The organism is Sphingobacterium psychroaquaticum, from assembly GCF_004421025.1.
GTDB classification, from domain to species: Bacteria; Bacteroidota; Bacteroidia; order Sphingobacteriales; family Sphingobacteriaceae; genus Sphingobacterium; species Sphingobacterium psychroaquaticum.
In genome coordinates this window covers 2,370,538-2,389,977 of record NZ_CP038029.1, presented here as the reverse complement: position 1 = coordinate 2,389,977, position 19,440 = coordinate 2,370,538, and the positions used below count along the sequence as shown (strand labels likewise).

11 protein-coding genes are annotated in these 19,440 nt (G+C 41.7%); 9 read left to right on the top strand and 2 right to left on the bottom strand.

Annotated elements, in window-relative coordinates; all coding sequences use genetic code 11:
- Positions 1–76: 76 nt before the first annotated feature.
- From E2P86_RS10100 to E2P86_RS10085, 4 genes are all read left to right on the top strand, one after another.
- Complete coding sequence (locus E2P86_RS10100; RefSeq protein WP_240775488.1) at positions 77–1,849, top strand: RluA family pseudouridine synthase; 1,773 nt, start codon at positions 77–79, stop codon at positions 1,847–1,849.
- 167 nt (positions 1,850–2,016) lie between these two features.
- Positions 2,017–4,599, top strand: coding sequence for a DUF5686 and carboxypeptidase-like regulatory domain-containing protein (locus E2P86_RS10095; protein WP_085471707.1), 2,583 nt, complete (start codon positions 2,017–2,019; stop codon positions 4,597–4,599).
- A gap of 5 nt (positions 4,600–4,604) precedes the next feature.
- Positions 4,605–5,603, top strand: a complete 999-nt coding sequence (locus tag E2P86_RS10090; RefSeq protein ID WP_085471708.1) for a cytochrome-c peroxidase — start codon at positions 4,605–4,607, stop codon at positions 5,601–5,603.
- Between the two features lie 284 nt (positions 5,604–5,887).
- A complete protein-coding gene (locus E2P86_RS10085; RefSeq protein ID WP_134432766.1) occupies positions 5,888–8,605 on the top strand; it encodes a DNA gyrase/topoisomerase IV subunit A in 2,718 nt (905 codons plus the stop codon).
- 424 nt (positions 8,606–9,029) lie between these two features.
- On the opposite strand, the gene msrA is transcribed toward E2P86_RS10085, so the two are convergent.
- Positions 9,030–9,548: a peptide-methionine (S)-S-oxide reductase MsrA gene (gene msrA / locus E2P86_RS10080; protein ID WP_134432764.1), complete on the bottom strand. Its 519-nt coding sequence runs from the start codon at positions 9,546–9,548 to the stop codon at positions 9,030–9,032.
- A gap of 92 nt (positions 9,549–9,640) precedes the next feature.
- Positions 9,641–10,630 (bottom strand): N(4)-(beta-N-acetylglucosaminyl)-L-asparaginase, encoded by a 990-nt coding sequence (locus tag E2P86_RS10075; protein WP_394346513.1) that lies wholly within the window; start codon positions 10,628–10,630, stop codon positions 9,641–9,643.
- 295 nt (positions 10,631–10,925) lie between these two features.
- On the opposite strand from E2P86_RS10075, the gene E2P86_RS10070 reads away from it, so the two are divergent.
- From E2P86_RS10070 to nhaA, 5 genes are all read left to right on the top strand, one after another.
- Positions 10,926–12,152 (top strand): C40 family peptidase, encoded by a 1,227-nt coding sequence (locus tag E2P86_RS10070; protein ID WP_240775487.1) that lies wholly within the window; start codon positions 10,926–10,928, stop codon positions 12,150–12,152.
- A 13-nt stretch (positions 12,153–12,165) separates the two neighbouring features.
- A complete protein-coding gene (locus E2P86_RS10065; protein ID WP_134432760.1) occupies positions 12,166–13,221 on the top strand; it encodes a dipeptide epimerase in 1,056 nt (351 codons plus the stop codon).
- A gap of 159 nt (positions 13,222–13,380) precedes the next feature.
- Positions 13,381–16,563, top strand: a complete 3,183-nt coding sequence (locus E2P86_RS10060) for a SusC/RagA family TonB-linked outer membrane protein (protein WP_134432758.1) — start codon at positions 13,381–13,383, stop codon at positions 16,561–16,563.
- An 18-nt stretch (positions 16,564–16,581) separates the two neighbouring features.
- On the top strand, positions 16,582–18,048 hold the full coding sequence (locus E2P86_RS10055) for a RagB/SusD family nutrient uptake outer membrane protein (protein WP_085471998.1): 1,467 nt from the start codon (positions 16,582–16,584) through the stop codon (positions 18,046–18,048).
- A 102-nt stretch (positions 18,049–18,150) separates the two neighbouring features.
- Positions 18,151–19,326: a Na+/H+ antiporter NhaA gene (nhaA, locus tag E2P86_RS10050; RefSeq protein WP_134432756.1), complete on the top strand. Its 1,176-nt coding sequence runs from the start codon at positions 18,151–18,153 to the stop codon at positions 19,324–19,326.
- The last annotated feature ends 114 nt before the right edge of the window (positions 19,327–19,440 follow it).

Here is a 19,440-nt window from a genome sequence, read left to right as displayed (position 1 = left end):
GACGAACGATGGTATTAACATGGCAAAGGCTTTTTTTACTACGATGAAATATTTAAGGGGGCTGTCTTTACTAAAAATGGCAATTTCCGCCTATAGATCAGGAGAAGGTAGAATAATTATTATTCTTCGTACTTTTGTCTCCACAAAAAATAGATACAGTATTATGGGGGCAGGATTACCGACTTTTTTTCATTCTTTTCAGGCCGATATTTCAGAAATTGGGAAGGCAGAACGCTTTAATTTCCCTTTCTTTTATGAGCCCGATGCATTAAGTCGATTGGCGGCCGCGGAACTCCAGACATACCTCGAGCAACAGAAAGATTTTGTACATAATTTCGGGCTTACACCGATGGAGGGCACACCGATCGGCAAAATGTTCGGTGTCCTGGTCGTCGCGACCAGTGATGGAACATTAGGTTATCTAGCAGCCTGCTCTGGTAAACTGGCTGGTCGAAATACACATACTCATTTTGTCCCCCCCGTATTCGATATGCTAACAAAAGATAGTTTCTTTCTGCAGGAAGAAGAAACTATTAATGCCTTGAATTTTCAAATAGCAACGTTGGAATCAGCGGCAGTATTACCTAACAGTAAGGTTGAATTGGAGCAGTTGACTATAGAAAGTGAGCTGGCATTAAAGCGTAGCCGTGAGGCGATGAAGGTCGCGAAGGCAAACCGCAAACAGACGCGGGAACAAGTTTTAGGAACAATAAGCGACGAAGCTTATGCACTGCTTATCGAAGACCTCATTAAACAAAGTTATAGAGATCAACATGAGCATGCCGTTTTAAAGGAAACCTGGAAGAGTAGGCTTCATGCGTTACAGGCAAAAATAGAAAACTTGCAAGCGGAGATCGATGCATTAAAACAGCAACGCAAAGACAAATCGGCTAAGTTACAAGCACGTTTGTTTGATGAATACCAATTCTTAAATGGATATGGAACGAACAAAAGTTTATTGCAGATCTTTAAAGAGGCGGGAAATATCATTCCTCCGGCCGGTGCAGGAGAATGCGCTGCGCCTAAGCTTTTGCAGTATGCTTTTGCCCACCAACTTCAACCTATTTCGATTGCTGAATTTTGGTGGGGAAGTTCACCGGCGTCGGCCGTTCGAACACACAAGAGCTTCTACCCTGCCTGTAAAAGTAAATGTGAGCCAATTTTGACACATATGTTAGCGGGCATCGATGTGGATCCGAATCCTTTATTGGATAACCCTGCATTAGACAAGGAACTTCCGATTATCTATGAAGATGAAGCCATCATCGTGGTGAACAAACCCAATGAATTCCTGTCGGTTCCAGGAATACATATTCAAGATTCTGTTTACACGCGGATTCTTGCTCGAAATCCCACCATTGAAGGACCCGTTATCATACATCGTCTAGATATGTCAACATCAGGTATCTTGGTCTTAGCAAAAACGAAGTTTGCGCATCATTATATCCAGCAGCAGTTTATAAAACATACGATCGAAAAAAGGTACACGGCTTTATTGGATGGTGTCGTGACAAACCCAATGGGGGAAATCAAACTTCCTCTTCGTGTGGATCTCGATGACCGCCCGCGCCAGTTGGTGTGCTATGAGTATGGTAAAGAGGCACATACCAGCTATCGTGTAGTTGGCATAGAGCAACACAAGACACGGATTCATTTTTTTCCGCATACAGGCCGTACACATCAGCTCAGAGTACACGCAGCACATAGCTTAGGTCTTAATTGCCCAATTTTAGGTGATGATTTGTATGGAAAGCGAGCTGATAGACTACATTTACACGCGGGTTATATAAAGTTTTTACATCCACTCACGAACCAAGAAGTCACGTTTAACGTTCCTGACCCATTTTAATTTTCTTTTCGTCTCTAGAAAAATCAAGAAAAAGTCACATTCCAAAATTAGCTTTGTGTAGGGTTTCTTTTCTTTTTAAACTATGTGTACATTTGTTCGACTTTTTAAAAGATTAACTTTTTAGGTTTAAAAGTCAGTATGATTGTTTTTGGTTAAAACATTACGCTATGTCAAAGCATTACTACATCAAATTAACGACACAATTAGGGATAACTTTTGTTTTTCTCCTGCTGTCTCATATAGCATTTGCACAGTCTATTTTCTTGAAAGGAAAGGTTATGGATGTGACCAATAAGCAACCGATTGGTTATGCCACGGTAGCTGTTATCGGGGGAACGAGTGCGGCCTCTACGGATGATAATGGTAATTTTTCCTTGAAGGTAGATCCGCGTTTTTCTAAAATTCGTTTCTCTTATGTCGGCTATGAATCGCAGGACCTAAGTATTACATCTGACCAGTATCAAGAAATGAACGTTTATCTTGTGCCTGAAGAAAACACCATTGAGACCATTACGGTGAAGTCTCCAAGACGGTCAAAATATTCCAATAAAAATAACCCAGCCGTTGAATTGATTCGTAAGGTTATCGAGCATAAGGATGAAAACCGAATTGAAGCGTACGACTACGCGGAGTACCAACAATATGAAAAAATATCGTTGGGTTTAAGCAACTTGTCAGAAAAGTTTAAGAATCGTAAGATTTTTAAAAATTACCAATTCCTATTTGAGAAAGAAGATGCTGAAGAAGGGGCTGCTTCAGGTAGCTATACCCTACCAGCGTATATCGAAGAACGTCTTTCACAGTTTTATACCCGTAAAAAACCGAATACAACAAAACAGCTGATAAAAGCGGAACAAAAGGCACAATTCGACCCTAAGTTTGTCGATAACAGTGGCTTGAGTGCCTACTTTAACAAGTTGTATCAGGATATTGATATTTACGAGAGTAATATTGAGTTGGTAACGAATCAGTTTTTAAGCCCTATCGCGGGCTCCTCACCTACTTTTTACCGTTTTTATATCACGGATACGATCAAAACGGAGCAACCTTACTTGGTTGAACTTAGTTTTTTTCCGCGCAATAAAGCCGATCTCCTGTTTCAAGGAAAGCTATATATTACGCTGGACGGTAAGTATGCCGTTAAGAAGGCTGAGCTAAGTGTATCGGATGATATAAACTTAAACTTTGTTCGTGATTTGGATGTGAAGTTGGATTTTCAACAGGACCTTAATAACCGTTATTATTTACGAACAAGTTCATTAGGCTTAGATTTTTCGTTGACAGACAAAGGTACAGGTATTAAAGGTAACCGAACAGTCACCTTTGAAGACTTTAAAACAGGTGTTGCACGCCCTGATAGTATCTATAAAGGCCCTTCGGTCGTTCGTGTTTATGAACAGACAGAAGGAACTCAAACCAGTGAGTTTTGGTCTGCTAATCGCCCTGTTCCTCTGGCAAAGACTGAGCTTAATATCTACAAAAATATTGATACCCTCCAGTTGATGACTTCGTTTCAACGTTTTATGGATATCAGTGCTTTGCTCCTGTCAGGTTATAAGCAATTAGGACCGTTTGAGTTGGGGCCTGTAAATACATTTTACAGTTTTAACCCTGTCGAAGGTTTTCGTCTACGCGTTGGAGGACGTACAACAGACCGTCTGAGCAAACGTTTCTATGCAGAAGGATATGGTGCTTATGGTTTTAAAGATGAGAAGTGGAAGTACTTCTTAAGTGGTACCTATTCCTTGAATAATAAATCTGTGTATACGTTTCCACAGCATTATTTACGTGCATCGTTTATGCGTGATACCAAAATTCCGGGACAGAATCTCGAATTTGTGCAAGAAGACAACTTCTTATTATCCTTTAAGCGTGGTGAGAACGAACGGTATTTGTATAATGATATTTACCGTTTAGAATATAAACGTGAATTCCAGAACAATTTCTCCTATACCTTGGGGATTTCCAAATGGAAACAGCAACCTGCGGGAATTCTAACGTACCAAATGTTGGATGAAAATGGTAATAATAAATTGTTTAATGAGTTGAACACGACGGAGGTATCACTGAGCCTGCGTTATGCTCCACATGAGGAGTTTTATCAAGGGAAGTTATATCGGACACCGATTTACAATAAGTATCCTATTTTCTACATGAATTATGTGGGAGGCATTAAAGGGATACTTGATGGGGAATACGACTACCACAACTTTACACTAGGTGCTGATAAACGTTTTTACTTCTCGCAACTTGGATTTGCAGATGTAAATATCGAAGGTAACTATATTGCCGGAAGTAATATTCCTTTTCCGTTCTTAAATATTCATCGTGCGAATCAGACCTATGCGTACCAGCTGCGGTCCTATAACTTGATGAACTTCTTGGAGTTTGTAAGTGATCATTCTGTGGCAGCAAACGTGCAATACTATATGAATGGTTTCTTGCTGAACAAGATGCCTTTGATCAAAAAATTAAAATGGCGAGAGGTATTTAGTGTAAAAGCGATATATGGTGGATTGCGTAACGAAAACAATCCGGTATATAACGACAAAGTGTTCCAGTTCCAAGAGAATGCGGACCACGAAAAAATCACATATGGTTTCGGTAGCAAGCCTTATGTAGAAGCTAGTGTAGGTTTAACAAACGTGTTTAAGATATTACGTGTTGACTATGTACGTCGTCTGAATTATTTAGATCAGCCAGACGCACCAAAACACGGTATTCGCGCGCGTATACGCTTTGACTTCTAATTGTAATGCAGCAAAAACCGCAGACACAACGTTCTGGAAAGATTGTTATTCTCGTTATTATTGGTATCGTAATATTATTGTTGACGGGTCGTTTTTTTCTCTTAAAAAACGATCCGTCCATCAGGATACAAGCTCCCTCCCATTTTGGTGCGCCCCTAGATACGGGAAAGATTACGGTTCACGGTGCTTCCCTTGGACGTATATTATTCAATGATCCTATATTATCGCGCCATCAAAAGACATCATGTGCTTCCTGTCATCAACAAGGTGCCGCTTATGCCGATCTGCAGAAAAGCAACAGCGTGGGTGATCTAGGACATAAGACATCACGCAATTCACCAGTCTTAACGAATCTGATCTGGAAGTCTTATTTCTTTCAGGACGGGAGAGCGACGACCTTAAAAGAAACAATATTAAACGCGATTCGGGATACCAATGAGCTGAATAGTGATATCGACCTGATCCTCGATCGACTGAATAATCAGCATCTCTATCAGGAAAAATTTCAGCGCATTACGAAAAGAGAAAAAATCGAAGCATCAGACCTATTATCGGTTCTGTCACAATACCTACGAACCCTTAATTCATGGAATACAAGATACGATGAAATGATGCTGGGCAAAGCTTTCTTTTCGGGCGAAGAGCGCAAAGGTTGGACTATTTTTCAAGAACATTGTCAATCCTGCCATTCCGCACCTTTCTTTACCACGCAAACAGGGCATGTCGTTGCTGGATCCGGAGCGGATCTAGGTATGTATATTCATTCACATAAAGAAGAAGACCGATACCGTTTTATGTCGCCCACACTGCGCAACATCCAGTACTCCGCTCCGTATATGCATGACGGACGGTTTGATGATCTACGGGGGCTCCTTCGGTTTCATGGTGATCCAATCAATACGCCCGGTATGGGTAAAAAGCTAACGGATTCAGAAGTAAGTTCCGTTATCTCTTTTTTGAAGACACTTTCCGACAAAGCCTTTATTTCTACTAGTTCCTATTGATAGTCAAAATTTATGCTGCAGGTATGTGGGCATCAGCTGTTGGCTAGCTTGCTTGTACGCCTGGTTATCTTTTAGGTCCTTTCGGAATCGGAGCATCTGAACCTAAGCGTACCTACGGTAGTGACGCTCGAATTAGTACGTTAAAAATAGACTTAAACTAGCCACAATAAAGGTCCACTCCTGCTTTATCGTGGACAAAATTGCCTTCGTAAAATCCATGAATTTTATTATTTTTACCTACTTTCAGTGCTAAATAGTAAAATACAAAAGAACCTTTGGGGTAAATGAGCGAAGAAACAAACTTTTCAGAAGAATCTCACGACGAAAATTTAAATGGTGCAGAGCATGAATCCAACAGTACGACGATTCCTTTATCGGGGTTGTATGAAAACTGGTTTTTAGATTATGCCTCTTATGTTATATTAGATCGTGCTGTACCGCATATTAACGATGGCTTCAAACCTGTACAACGCCGTATCCTTCACTCGTTAAAAGAGATGGATGATGGACGATACAATAAAGCTGCCAACGTTATTGGTAATACCATGAAGTACCACCCACACGGGGATGCTTCTATTGGGGATGCCATGGTGCAAATTGGACAAAAAGATTTGCTGATCGATTGTCAAGGAAACTGGGGTGATCCTATTACAGGTGACTCTGCGGCAGCACCGCGTTATATTGAGGGCCGTTTGTCTAAATTTGCAAACGAGGTCGTCTTTAATCCAGATACGACCGAGTGGCAATTAAGCTATGACGGGCGTAATAAAGAACCCGTTACCTTACCTGTTAAATTTCCGCTTTTACTTACCCAAGGTGCGGAAGGTATTGCCGTAGGTTTGGCAACCAAGATTATGCCGCATAATTTTGTGGAGCTAATTGATGGCTCTGTGCAGGTTCTGAAAGGAGAGCGTCCCAATCTTGTGCCTGATTTTCCAACGGGAGGTTTCGCTGATGTTACAAACTATAATGAAGGGCGTCGTGGTGGCAAAATTCGCGTTCGTGCAAAGATTGAAGAACGAGATAAGAAAACCTTAGCGATTACAGAGATCCCTTTTGGTACAACAACTGGAAGTCTTATCGATAGTGTGATTGCAGCCAATGATAAGGGAAAGATTAAGATCAAGAAGATCGAGGACAATACCGCCGAGAAAGTAGAGATTATCGTGCACTTGGCACCAGGGATTTCACCTGATGTGACAATTGACGCACTATTTGCTTTTACTGGCTGTGAGACCTCCATATCGCCTAATACCTGTGTTATTATCGATAATAAACCACACTTTATGAGTGTGAATGATATCTTAATCGAGAATACCAAACAAACGAAAGCACTTCTAAAGCTGGAATTAGAGATTAAACTACATGAGTTACAAGAGAAGATTTTCTTTAGCTCTTTGTTGAAGATCTTTATTCAGGAGGGTATGTATAAGCATAACGATTATGAAAATGCGGGTGATTTTGATACCGTAGTTCAGGTCTTGAATCGCTTATTTGAACCTTTCTTCCCGCAATTTTATCGCGAAATACAACCAGAAGACTATAAGCGGCTGATCGACAAGCCAATGAGTAGCATCACGCGTTTCGATGTGAAAAAGGCCGACGAGCAGATGAAAGCGTTAGAGGACGATATTAAAGATGTGCGACGTAATCTTAAGAATTTAACGGAATTCACGATCAATTGGTTCGACCATCTGCGCAGCAAATATGCGAAGGGGCGTGAACGCAAAACGGAGATCCGTATTTTTGATAAGGTAGAAGCCGCACAGGTAGCCTTAGCGAATGCTAAATTATATGTAAACCGCGAAGAAGGGTTTATTGGAACGGGCATGCGTAAGGATGAGTTTGTGTCGGAGTGTTCCGATATTGATGATATTATTGTTTTCCGCGCTGATGGTAAATATGTAGTCACCAAGATTCAAGATAAAGTATTTGTCGGAAAAGATATTATTCACGTCGCCGTATTTAAGAAAGGTGACGACCGAACGGTGTATAATGCCATCTATAAAGATGGGGATACGGGCACAAGCTTTATCAAACGCTTTTCGGTAACAGCGGTTACACGAGATAAGGAGTATGATATCGGTAAAGGTGGCAAAGGGACCAAGATTTTGCATTTTTCGGCAAATCCGAACGGTGAAGCGGAGGTTGTAAATATTCAATTGAAACCACATACAAAGCTGAGAAAGCTTACTTTCGACCTTGATTTTGCTGAAATAGCGATTAAAGGGCGTGCTTCACAAGGGAATATTGTTTCAAAATTCCCATTGAAGAAAGTAACCTTTAAGAGCGCTGGTGTATCTACACTTGCGGGACGTAAAATTTGGTTCGATGACGTGCTGAAGCGCCTTAATGCAGATGAACGTGGGGTTTATTTAGGTGAGTTTAATGCAGAAGATAAAATTCTTCTTGTTTATCCAGATGGCTCGTATGAGTTTTCGTCTTTTGATCTAAGCAACCATTTTGATACGACCTTGGTCAAAATGGAGAAATATACACCGAAACAAGTTTACGCAGCCGTACATAAGGACGGCAAGACGGGAACATATTATGTAAAACGGTTTACGTTTGATGACCAGCCGATCGGTAAACGAATGTCCTTTATCAGCGATGCACCTGGTTCCGCGCTGATACTGCTTAGCAATGGTGATAATCCGATCGTGAAGCTTGATATTCTTAAAGGGAAATCGCAGACACCAGAATCGATGGAGCAGCCGCTTAATGAGATTATCGATGTAAAGGGGATCAAGGCACAAGGTAATAGGTTGTCCTTTCATACGGTGAAAGCCGTGACCCTGCTTTCTACGGAGAAAGATTTGGCGCGAGGCGATGCAAAGGAGGAAGCAGCGGAGGCCGTGGATACGGGGGAAACACCGTTAGCTTCTGAAGGGTCAGAGGAAATAAGTTCGGTAGAAACGACTTCTTCTTCTGATGTAAGTTTAGAAATTACAAATCCAGAGGATATAAATTTAGATGACCAAGGACAGACGTCTTTGTTCTAACTGGTTAAGATCTTAGTTGGTCGTCATTGCGAAGTCAAGGTACGAAGGCTGTGGCAATCTTTTCAAATGGCTTTAAATGCGCTATTTTTAAGTAAGATTGCCGCGTCGCTACACTCCTCGCAATGACGACTTCTTTTTTTAGATATACAAGCTCGCGCCAGCCAACGAATAAGCCCTTTGCAATGACGATCGCTTTTTTGGTATACATGCTAGTCGAGCTTGTGGCTCGGACTTTGTTTGGACACGAACTATAAGCCAGCCAGCGAGTCCGAAAATTCTCCACCAGCGCATATAAATAATTACTAGTTTATGAAACTTTCCGTCATTGCGAAGCTGAGGTACGAAGGCTGTGGCAATCCTCTAAACAAATCCACGACCAAACTCTCAACTATAACTATCAGACCACGAACTCCCCACCCCCAAACTACAAACTAGTATTATTCTTTAAAAACTTGTGGAGTTTCGGTGCAATGACCGCTGCACAGAACGGGTTCCCCGGATTTTGGTTGAAGTAATCGTGGTGATAGTCTTCTGCTTCCCAAAAAGTAACCGCTGGTTCGACCGCTGTCACAATTGGGTTTTCAAACACACCTTCCTTCGATAATGCCGCGATAAAATTTGTTGCTTTTTCCTGTTGTTGTTCATCATGAAAGAACACCACAGAGCGATATTGCGTGCCAACGTCGTTCCCCTGTCTGTTTAGGGTTGTCGGGTCGTGTGTTTTAAAAAAGACAGCAAGCAGATCCTTAAAATCCACTAATGTCGGATCGAAATCTAATTGTACCACTTCGACATGTTCTGTGTCGCCATTGCAAACCTCTTTATAAGTCGGGTTGTCATTCTTTCCTCCCATGTACCCGGGAAGTACCGTGTTTACCCCTTTTGTATTTTGGAATATTACTTCGGTACACCAAAAGCAACCTCCACCAAATGTAGCCTTCATATTCTATTGAATTGTTATTTTAATTTCGTGTTTCTTACTACAAAAATACATATCCATAGCGCACCTTTTACCAGTATAAGGTCAAATTCCAATTAAGGCGCCGGAAAAATATGCTTTCCCTTTAGTAATAGATCTTGCTTCTCTGCAGTGCATACGGCATAACTAAAACCACTTTGGAGTGCATAGGACCCGTATTCTCCTTTCTTGTTTAAGGCTAAGAAGCCCACCTGAATTTCCTTGGCAATGGCTGGTTTTTTCTTAATGATGCGCTGTACAGCTTCCTTACAGGCGGCCTCCGGAGTGTATCCTTGTCGCATCAATTCGACAACCAAAAAACTCCCCACCGTACGGATAACCTCCTCACCGACTCCTGTAGAAGTGGCCCCGCCAACTTCATTGTCAACATATAAGCCTGCACCAATTATTGGGCTATCTCCTACCCGTCCACGCATTTTGAAGGCCATTCCACTCGTTGTACAAGCGCCAGATAGATTGCCGTCTGCATCGAGTGCTAACATGCCTATAGTATCATGGTTGTACTGATTACCAGGGAGTCGCTCCGTTCTAAAGTCACGGTTTTCAATGTTCATTATTGGTTTATATTTCTTCTCTTTTAGCCACTCTTTCCAGGCAGCTTCCGAGGACGGAATAAGGAGGTTTTCTTTTTCAAAACCCTGCTCTAAGGCAAACTGCAACGCACCTTCTCCGACCAGCATCACATGCGGGGTTTTCTCCATCACCAAGCGCGCGACGGAAATAGGATGTGCAATGTGTTCCAATGCAGCAACCGAACCGCAGTTTCCTTGGTCATCCATAATGCAAGCGTCGAGTGTTACATGACCATCGCGATCGGGATATCCACCTTTCCCGACGGTTGGGTTTCCTAAGTCTGCCTCGGCCACCTTAACACCACGCTCTACAGCATCTAACGCACGACCGTTTGTACGTAAAACCTCCCAGGCGGCTTTGTTTGCTGCGACACCAAAATCCCACGTAGAAATGACGATTGGTTTTCGGCCTTTTGCAAGGCTATTGCCTTGGGTTATGTGCGGTGCAACATGCAGTGATGCTACTCCCAACATGGAGTGTTTTATAAAATCTCTTCTCGAACTCATGAAATCATTGGTATATGCACAATATTACAAAAAAAACGTTTTAGTAAGTACTTAAATTTGATTGATATGTCCGAACCGTATCAAACGTGCACTGGATCCCTACAGAACATGAAACTATATCATTTTTTACCTATAGAAATCGGCGGAAATGTTTATGTTTGCAATATGCTGATTGGTTCGAGGTGTTTCAAAGAACAAAATCAAAAACGCATCCTACAATAGATCACCATTAGCTAGTTGATGTTTAGATACCTAAGACATTATGATGAAAACAAATTATTTCACACGTACAGTCCTACTCGGTGCACTTCTTTCGGGGTCCTATTTTACGCAGGCACAAGTTGATTCAACAACTTATTTCCGGGTGCAAAAAATTATAGAACAAACAAAAGCGTCACATGCACCGGATAAACGTCTTAAGCTGGTAGAGCTTGCGCAAAGCGATGTTTCTACAAATACCTATACCTTACAAACATCTGATAAAGAAATACAACAGTTGTTGTCACAAGATTTAAATGATGTTCAAGGAAATTTTCTAGTAAAACTTTTACCGGATGAAAGTGTTGGTTCTAAGGTACACGGTGTAGTTAATCTATCTGTTGCAAACTTACGCACCAAGCCAGACCACGCCGCCGAGATGGCTACCCAGGTACTTTTGGGCGCACAAGTTGATATTTTACAGAAAGACGGCGGAGACTATCGTGTGCGTACGCCGGAAGGATATATTGCATGGGTACCTACCTCCTCCATTGTCGCATTAGATGCTGCTGGTATAGCCGATTGGAAGAAAGGTAAAAAAGTAATCTATACCGCGGAGTTTGGGCGCTCCTATTCTGCACCGAACAAACAGAGTCAACGGGTTTCGGATTTAGTGTATGGCGATATTTTACATATATTGGGTGAAGAATCAGGTTTTTACAAGGTTGCTTACCCTGATCAGCGCATTGCATACCTTGTAAAAGAAGAAGCAACAGGGCTTGAGAAATGGATAGACACGCGTCGTCCAACACCTCAAAATATCTTAGAAAGTGCAAACTCTATGTTGGGGCTTCCATACCTATGGGGAGGTACTTCAGTAAAGGGGGTGGATTGTAGCGGTTTTACAAAGACTTCTTTCTTTATGAATGGTTATGTTATTCCACGCGATGCCTCTCAGCAAGTCTTGCATGGTGATGCTGTGGATATTTTAGATAAAGATGGAAACTTTGATGCTAAAAAGGCACTTCAGAACTTGCAGCCTGCGGATCTTTTATTTTTTGCTGCAGGCAAAAATAAAAGACCAAATGCACGGGTAACTCACGTTGCGCTTTATATTGGTAACGGAACATTTATTCATGCTGCTGGAACCGTACGTATAAATAGTATGCTAAAGGATGCGGCAAACTACGATGATTTCCAAACGCGAACTGTTGTGGCTGCGCGTCGTTATTTAGGCAGCACAGATGGTGCGATACAATTGGTAAAAGAAAATACATATTACACAAAATAAGACTTATTTTACAATGAGCACAATGCAATGGACAAGCCTCTCTATGGGGAAATTTACCTTGCGGTACATACCGTACACGCTTGAAATGCGCCATGTTTTTACGGTCGCTTCTTTTAGTCGCACCACTACACCGGTTGTATTGATCGAATTGGAGTATGACGGTGTAATTGGATATGGTGAAGCGAGTATGCCGCCATATTTAGGGGAATCGCAAGAGAGCGTCATCAAGTTTTTAAATCAGGTTAATTTATCGTCTTTTAATTCGCCTTTTCAAACGGAGGATATTCTACAGTATGTAGACCAGATTGCCGATAAGAACACGGCGGCCAAAGCGTGTATTGATATCGCATTGCATGATCTTTTAGGTAAATTGATGGGACAGCCTATCTATAAGATTTGGGGATTAAACCCAACGCTCGTTCCGCCGACATCGTATACGATTGGTATCGATACCGAAGAAGTGATTCGTCAGAAAGTGGCGGAAGCAGATCAGTTTAAGATTTTGAAGGTCAAATTGGGTTTAGAAACCGATAAAATGATTATAGATACCATTCGCTCGGTGACAGATGTGCCATTATGTGCGGATGTAAACCAGGGATGGAAGAATAAAGAACAAGCCTTGGAAATGACACACTGGCTAACTGAGCGTGGTGTGGTATTTTTAGAGCAACCGATGCCTAAGGAGCAGATCGATGATATGGCGTGGCTAACGGAGCACTCTCCTATCCCAACCATTGCAGATGAAGGCTGTCAACGTTATAGCGATATTCTTAGTCTTAAGGATGTCTATACGGGGATAAATATTAAATTGATGAAGTGTACCGGACTTCGTGAAGCCAAAAAAATGGCAGAACTCGCTCGTGCTTTAGATATGAAAGTGATGCTTGGTTGTATGACAGAAACCTCTTGTGCGATTTCCGCAGCGGCACAATTAGGCCCCTTAGTGGATTGGGCCGATCTGGATGGTGCTTTGCTGATTGGGAATGATATTTACGATGGTATGCAGGTTGTGAATGGGCACTGTATCCTTCCGGATAGACCGGGAATTGGTGTTATAAAGACTTCATAGACAATATATTGAACAGCTCAAAAGGCTGTTTTTTTTATGTCTTATTCAGCTAAAACGGTTTTTTGCTGAACATTATTTCAGTAAGACCGGTATTTGCTTAACATTATTTTAACAAATGGAATTTAAGAATTATATTAGTATATAATAATCCAACGAATTATGAATAAACATTTACTAACCTCCATGTGCCTCATGGCTTGTAGTGCGCTGCAAGTGGTCAATGCACAACAATCTGCCGTCGCCGGCAAGATTACGGATTCTAGTGGAAATCCCCTCTCTGGTGTTACAATTACGATACAGGGTACTAATATGGGTACCTCGACGAATGAGAGTGGTTTGTTCACTTTGAATGCTAATCCGAATGCAACGCTTGTTATCTCTGCCGTAGGCTACCAAAGGCAAGAGATTAATCTCGCTGGGCGCAAAACGTTGAATGTAACGCTTAATAGCGACGACCAATCTCTTGACGAGGTGATGGTTGTTGCATACGGTACCGCGAAGAAAAGTACATTTACCGGTTCGGCTGCTACAGTGAATTATGGTAAGGATGCTAAGGATGTACCGGTTACATCCTTCGAAAACGCATTAAATGGACGCGTTGCGGGTGTGCAGATAACGAGTACTTCTGGACAAGCGGGATCCACATCTAGTATTCGCGTTCGCGGTATTGGATCGATGAATGCATCTAATGAGCCGCTATATGTAATAGATGGTGTACCTGTAGTTTCCGGAAACGTAGGACAAATGAGTGGTCAAATTTATTCCACCTCCAATGTAATGAGTACCTTGAATCCGTCGGATATTGAATCTATTACGATATTGAAAGACGCTGCAGCTTCCGCTCTTTACGGTTCTCGCGCGGCTAATGGTGTCGTCGTTATCCAGACCAAGCGTGGTAAAGTAGGAAAGCCTACGATCAATTTACGCTCTTCTATTGGTTTCACGCCATCATGGGCAACCGATAACTATGAAATTGCAGATCCTCAGGCACAAATTAATATGGAATATCAGATATTCCATGATTACCGGACATCCAATAAAAACAATGCCACCGGCGTAAATTATACGGATGCTGAAGCGAGTGCTTATGCATTAGGACAAATTAACAATCGTTTTAATAAGCATGGGTATCGTTTTACGGTGGATGATGTCGCTCGGATGTCTAATGTGAATATTTTGGGAATGACCGATGGGATTGAAAATCGAGAAGGTAAGTTTTTTGATTGGGAAGATTATTTATTCCGAACCGGAGTTTTTCAAACCAATGATCTTTCGCTTAGTGGCGGTACAGAAACTACGAAGTACTTCACCTCGTTGTCTTATACAAAAGATAAAGGTCGTGCTATCATGAATGATTACGATCGTGTATCGGGACGCGTTAATCTTTCGCAAAAGGTTTTCAATAACGTGAATTACGATGTAAACCTAAATATTGGTAACACAAGAAAAACAGGTTTTAATGATACCCGGTCGACGGGGTCAAATCCCTTCTTTCAAGCAAGAAACTTGTTGTTTCCTTTCTATTGGCCAACGGATTATAAAACCGGAAACCCTTGGACGGCGCAATATGGAAGTTTAGCCTATAATTCGGACTATTATAATAATGAATGGGATAACAATAGTAAAACATTAAAGCTTTCAGCGATTCAGTCCTTGTCTTGGGAAATTGTTAGTGGCTTAACAGCGAAGACTATTTTCTCGTTTGACAACAGTGAAGTTAAAGAAGATTTATATTTCTCAGCATTACACTTTAATGGTTTAACGGATAAAGGGTCTTCCAGTAAATGGAGTACCAATATTCGTAAATATGTATCGTCGAATACGTTGAATTATACAAAGAGCTTTGACCTACATAACATCAGTGTCTTAGCTGGTTTTGAAGCGGAAAAGAACACAACGGACTACCAATATAGTAATAGCGTTAACTTAGGTTCAAGTTCTTCAACAGCAATCGGTACCGGAGCGAACTTCAAAGCGGAGGCTTATTCGTGGGGAAACAATCTGTTATCAGGATTGGGGCGTATCGACTATAACTACAATGAGAAATATTTCTTAGGCGCTTCGTTGCGTCGTGACGGTTCATCACGGTTTAGCCCTAATAACCGTTGGGGTACATTCTGGTCCGTCTCTGGAGCCTGGAGCTTGCACAAAGAAAACTTCATTAAGGATGAAATTCCAGCAATCAGCAGCTTACGTGTACGTGCTTCATACGGTGTAAATGGAACCCTGCCTACCGATCTGAATGGATGGCGAACGTTGATGTATTTTAACAACAACTACAAAGCAAACCCTGGTGCCATAATTCGTGGTGGAATTGGAAATAAAGATCTTCGTTGGGAAAAAAGTAATACCTATGATGTAGCTTTGGAATTTGGACTATTTAATAACAGAATATCGGGGTCGGTGGAGTACTTTAATAGAGATTCCAAAGATTTATTACAGGATGTACCAACGTCAGGTACAACAGGTTTTACCTCCGTTCTTCAAAATGTGGGTGTTATCAATAATCGTGGTGTAGAGCTTACGATAGGTGGTGATATCATTTCCAATGACAAATTCAGATGGAATGCAAGTGTCAATGGCGCATTTTTGACGTCCAAAGTTAAGAAGCTAAATGCGGGTGAAGATATTAACTGGTCCGACCCTACCGGAGGTGATGCTCGTGCTGAATTTATCTATCGTGAGGGTGAATCTGTGTTATCTTACTTTGGTTATGAATGGGCGGGCGTAAATAAAGAGAATGGTAAAAATGTATGGTATACAAACAATGCCGTTTCAGACTTTGAATACAACGGACGCAATGCCACCTACGCTTATACCAAAGCAGACCGTGTAATCATTGGCAGCGCAATTCCAAAAGTGGCTGGTGGTTTAAATACTGATTTTGAATACAAAGGTATTTCATTAGGATTTAACTTCAATTACAAAATTGGTGGTAAATTATACGATGGTGCCGAAAAAGATGTTAACGATGATGGCTACTACTGGGAGCGTATTCGTTCGCAACAATACTACGACAATATGTGGTCACCTAATAATACTGAAGGTACACAACCAAAAATCGACGGTAACGACTTAACCGATGCTATACAACAAAGTAGTCGCCATTTGTACGATGCTTCGTTTATACGTTTGAAAAACATCAACTTGTCCTACCGCATACCAACGGAATTTTTGCAGAAGGCAAAGATTACCAACGCGCGTGTATTCTTTAATGGAACAAACCTGCTGACAGCTAGCAAGTATAAAATGGCCGATCCAGAGGTAAACCAATATGGAACACGTGGTTGGGAAATGCCTTACGGGAAGACCTATACATTTGGTGTCGAGTTTAGTTTTTAATTTTAAATGCGTACGAACATGAAAAAGTATTTTAATATATTCTTAGCATCAGCAGTACTAGCCACAAGCTTTTCGTGTAAAGGCTTTCTCGATGTAGAGCCTACAAATGCTACCGATGCAGATAAAGCGGTCAAGACCGCTAACGATGCCCAGATTGTAATCAATGGTATTCAACGACAGATGACCAGTTCATCGTATTATGGTCGTAATTTTATATGTTATGGGGATGTAAAAGGTGGTGATGTCACTTTATTCTCGCAAGGCCGTGGTCTAGATCAATTCTATACCTTTAACCATAACCCACAGGCGAATAGTTTTTCGTCTTTTTGGACGGGTATCTATGGTGTTATTTACCAAGCGAATAGTTTATTAGAGAACATTGAGAAATTAAAAGCAGAGGGAACAACAGAAAACTTTGATTTAGCAAAATCGGAAGCACTGACGATTCGTGCCTTAAGTTATTTTGATCTTGTTCGCATATATGGGAAATCATATACGGATGATAAAAATGCGTACGGTGTTCCCAATGTTATTCAAACTTTAGCGTATAATGAAAAACCTTTACGTGCCACGGTTGATGAAAACTACAAGCAGATTCTAACGGACTTAGTTGCGGCTGAGGCGGGCCTGCCAAAGACGAAACGGGAAGGTTACTTAAACTATTATACCAATAAAGCTATTCAAGCACGTGTATACTTAACGATGGGCGATTTCGATAAGGCATTGGCTGCTGCCGAAGAGATTATTAATAGTAAGGTTTACACCCTTTATGAGAACGATCAATGGGTGAACTCATGGAAAAGTCAATTTGGATCGGAATCTATTTATGAATTAGTAATTGAACAGAACCAAGCAGATTTGGCTCGTGCATCACTCGGTTTCTATTTTATGCGTAGAAGTCATCAGACGGGTGCTTTAGGAAACTTCTTGGCAGCAACGCCGTTTTTGAATGCGCTGAACCAAGATGCGGCTGATGTTAGAAAGGGTGTGATGTTACGAGATGAGTCGTCTACGCAGCGAATGGGATCGTGTTATAAATATTTAGGATCAACGACCTTCAGCGGTGATAAAGGATCATCCAATTATACGGCTGTAAATATTAAGGTCATTCGTTTATCTGAAATCTATTTAATAGCAGCAGAAGCGGCGTTGAAAGCATCGACCCCAAATCCAACAAAAGCAGCGACGTATGCGCAGGCAATTCATAAACGATCGCCGAATCTACCGGCAATTACAGCTGCAAATGTTACGGAAGCTTTAATCCTAGCGGAAAAAAGTAAAGAGTTTTATGGTGAAGGGCTTCGTTACTTCGATATGCTTCGTTTGAACAAGACTATCACGTTTGATGATGCGTTTGCAGGAATTAGTGTTCCTACACGCGAGACCTCCATCAATAGATCTTTTAGTCGTACTATTTTGCCAATTTCGCAAGACGAAATCAATGCAAACCCGGCAATAAAAGCACAACAAAACCCAGGTTATTAACCGATACAGCCCCTCTGCAAAGAGGGGCTTTTTTATTCCTTTTCGACCGATTTACACCCTTTTATACGGCTAAAACCGACTATTTTCAATATCTTCGTTCCCATGGCTAAACTAATTAATCTACGAAGCTTTAAGGAATTCTTAAACTCGAGTACTGGTGGCGGAATATTATTATTCGCCTGCTTAATTATTTCGTTGACCATTGCCAATAGTCCCTTGGCAGAGTCATTCAATAAACTCTTATCCACACAGCTAGGGTTTGAGAATGAGAGCGTCCATCTCCATTATAGTATTGCGGCCTGGATAAACGATGGGCTTATGGCCATTTTCTTTTTATTGGTTGGTCTGGAGATCAAACGCGAGCTGGTGGAAGGTGAACTTTCCTCTCCTAAACAAGCGGCGCTACCGATCCTTGCCGCGATTGGTGGTGCGGTCGTTCCTGCTTTGATCTATGCCGCTTTCAACTTCGATCAAGAAACACATCACGGTTGGGGAATTCCAATGGCGACTGACATTGCCTTTGCCCTGGCGGTAATCAATATGCTGGGTAAGCGTGTGCCTGCCAGCCTAAAAGTCTTTTTAGCAGCACTTGCTATTGTCGACGATCTATTGGCTATTCTCGTGATTGCCATCTTCTACTCTACCGAATTACACTTTACGTACCTACTCTATGCCGGAGCGCTAATGGCCCTCCTTATTGCCTTCAATCGATTTGGTGTAAAAGCAATTTGGATGTACTTAGTTCCGGGGGTATTTATTTGGTACTTTGTGCACCACTCCGGAATCCACGCAACGATCGCGGGCGTATTGGTCGCGATGACATTACCCACCACCGTGGACGACAAGGAATCACCTCTGGAGAAATTGGAGCACCTATTGGTAAAACCCGTGAACTTCATTATTGTACCTTTATTTGCTATCGCCAATACCAATATTACTTTTCACGAAGAGATGGTTGGTGGATTGACTTCACCAATGGGTCTAGGCATCATTCTCGGCCTCTTTGTGGGTAAAACTCTTGGTATATTTACCACCTGTTGGCTGTGTGTGAAGGCGAGGTTAGCGAAGCTTCCCGAGTTATCCAATTGGAAACATATTGTCGGGGTTGGCATGTTAGGCGGTATTGGTTTTACGATGTCCATTTTCGTTTCTCTGCTGTCCTTTCAAGATCCTGTTCACATCGAAGAAGCTAAACTAGCCGTGTTGGTCGGATCATTGCTTTCTGGTCTATGCGGGTATATGTTCTTAGCCAGTCTAAGTAAGAAAACGAGCAAATAACATGTAGGTTTTGAAGCCTACTAACTAAAACTGCCACGTCGTAGCGCTTATCGCTTGACGTGGCAGTTCATTTTTTATATTTGGGATAAGATCTAGCTGCGGCCTTCGGCGTTT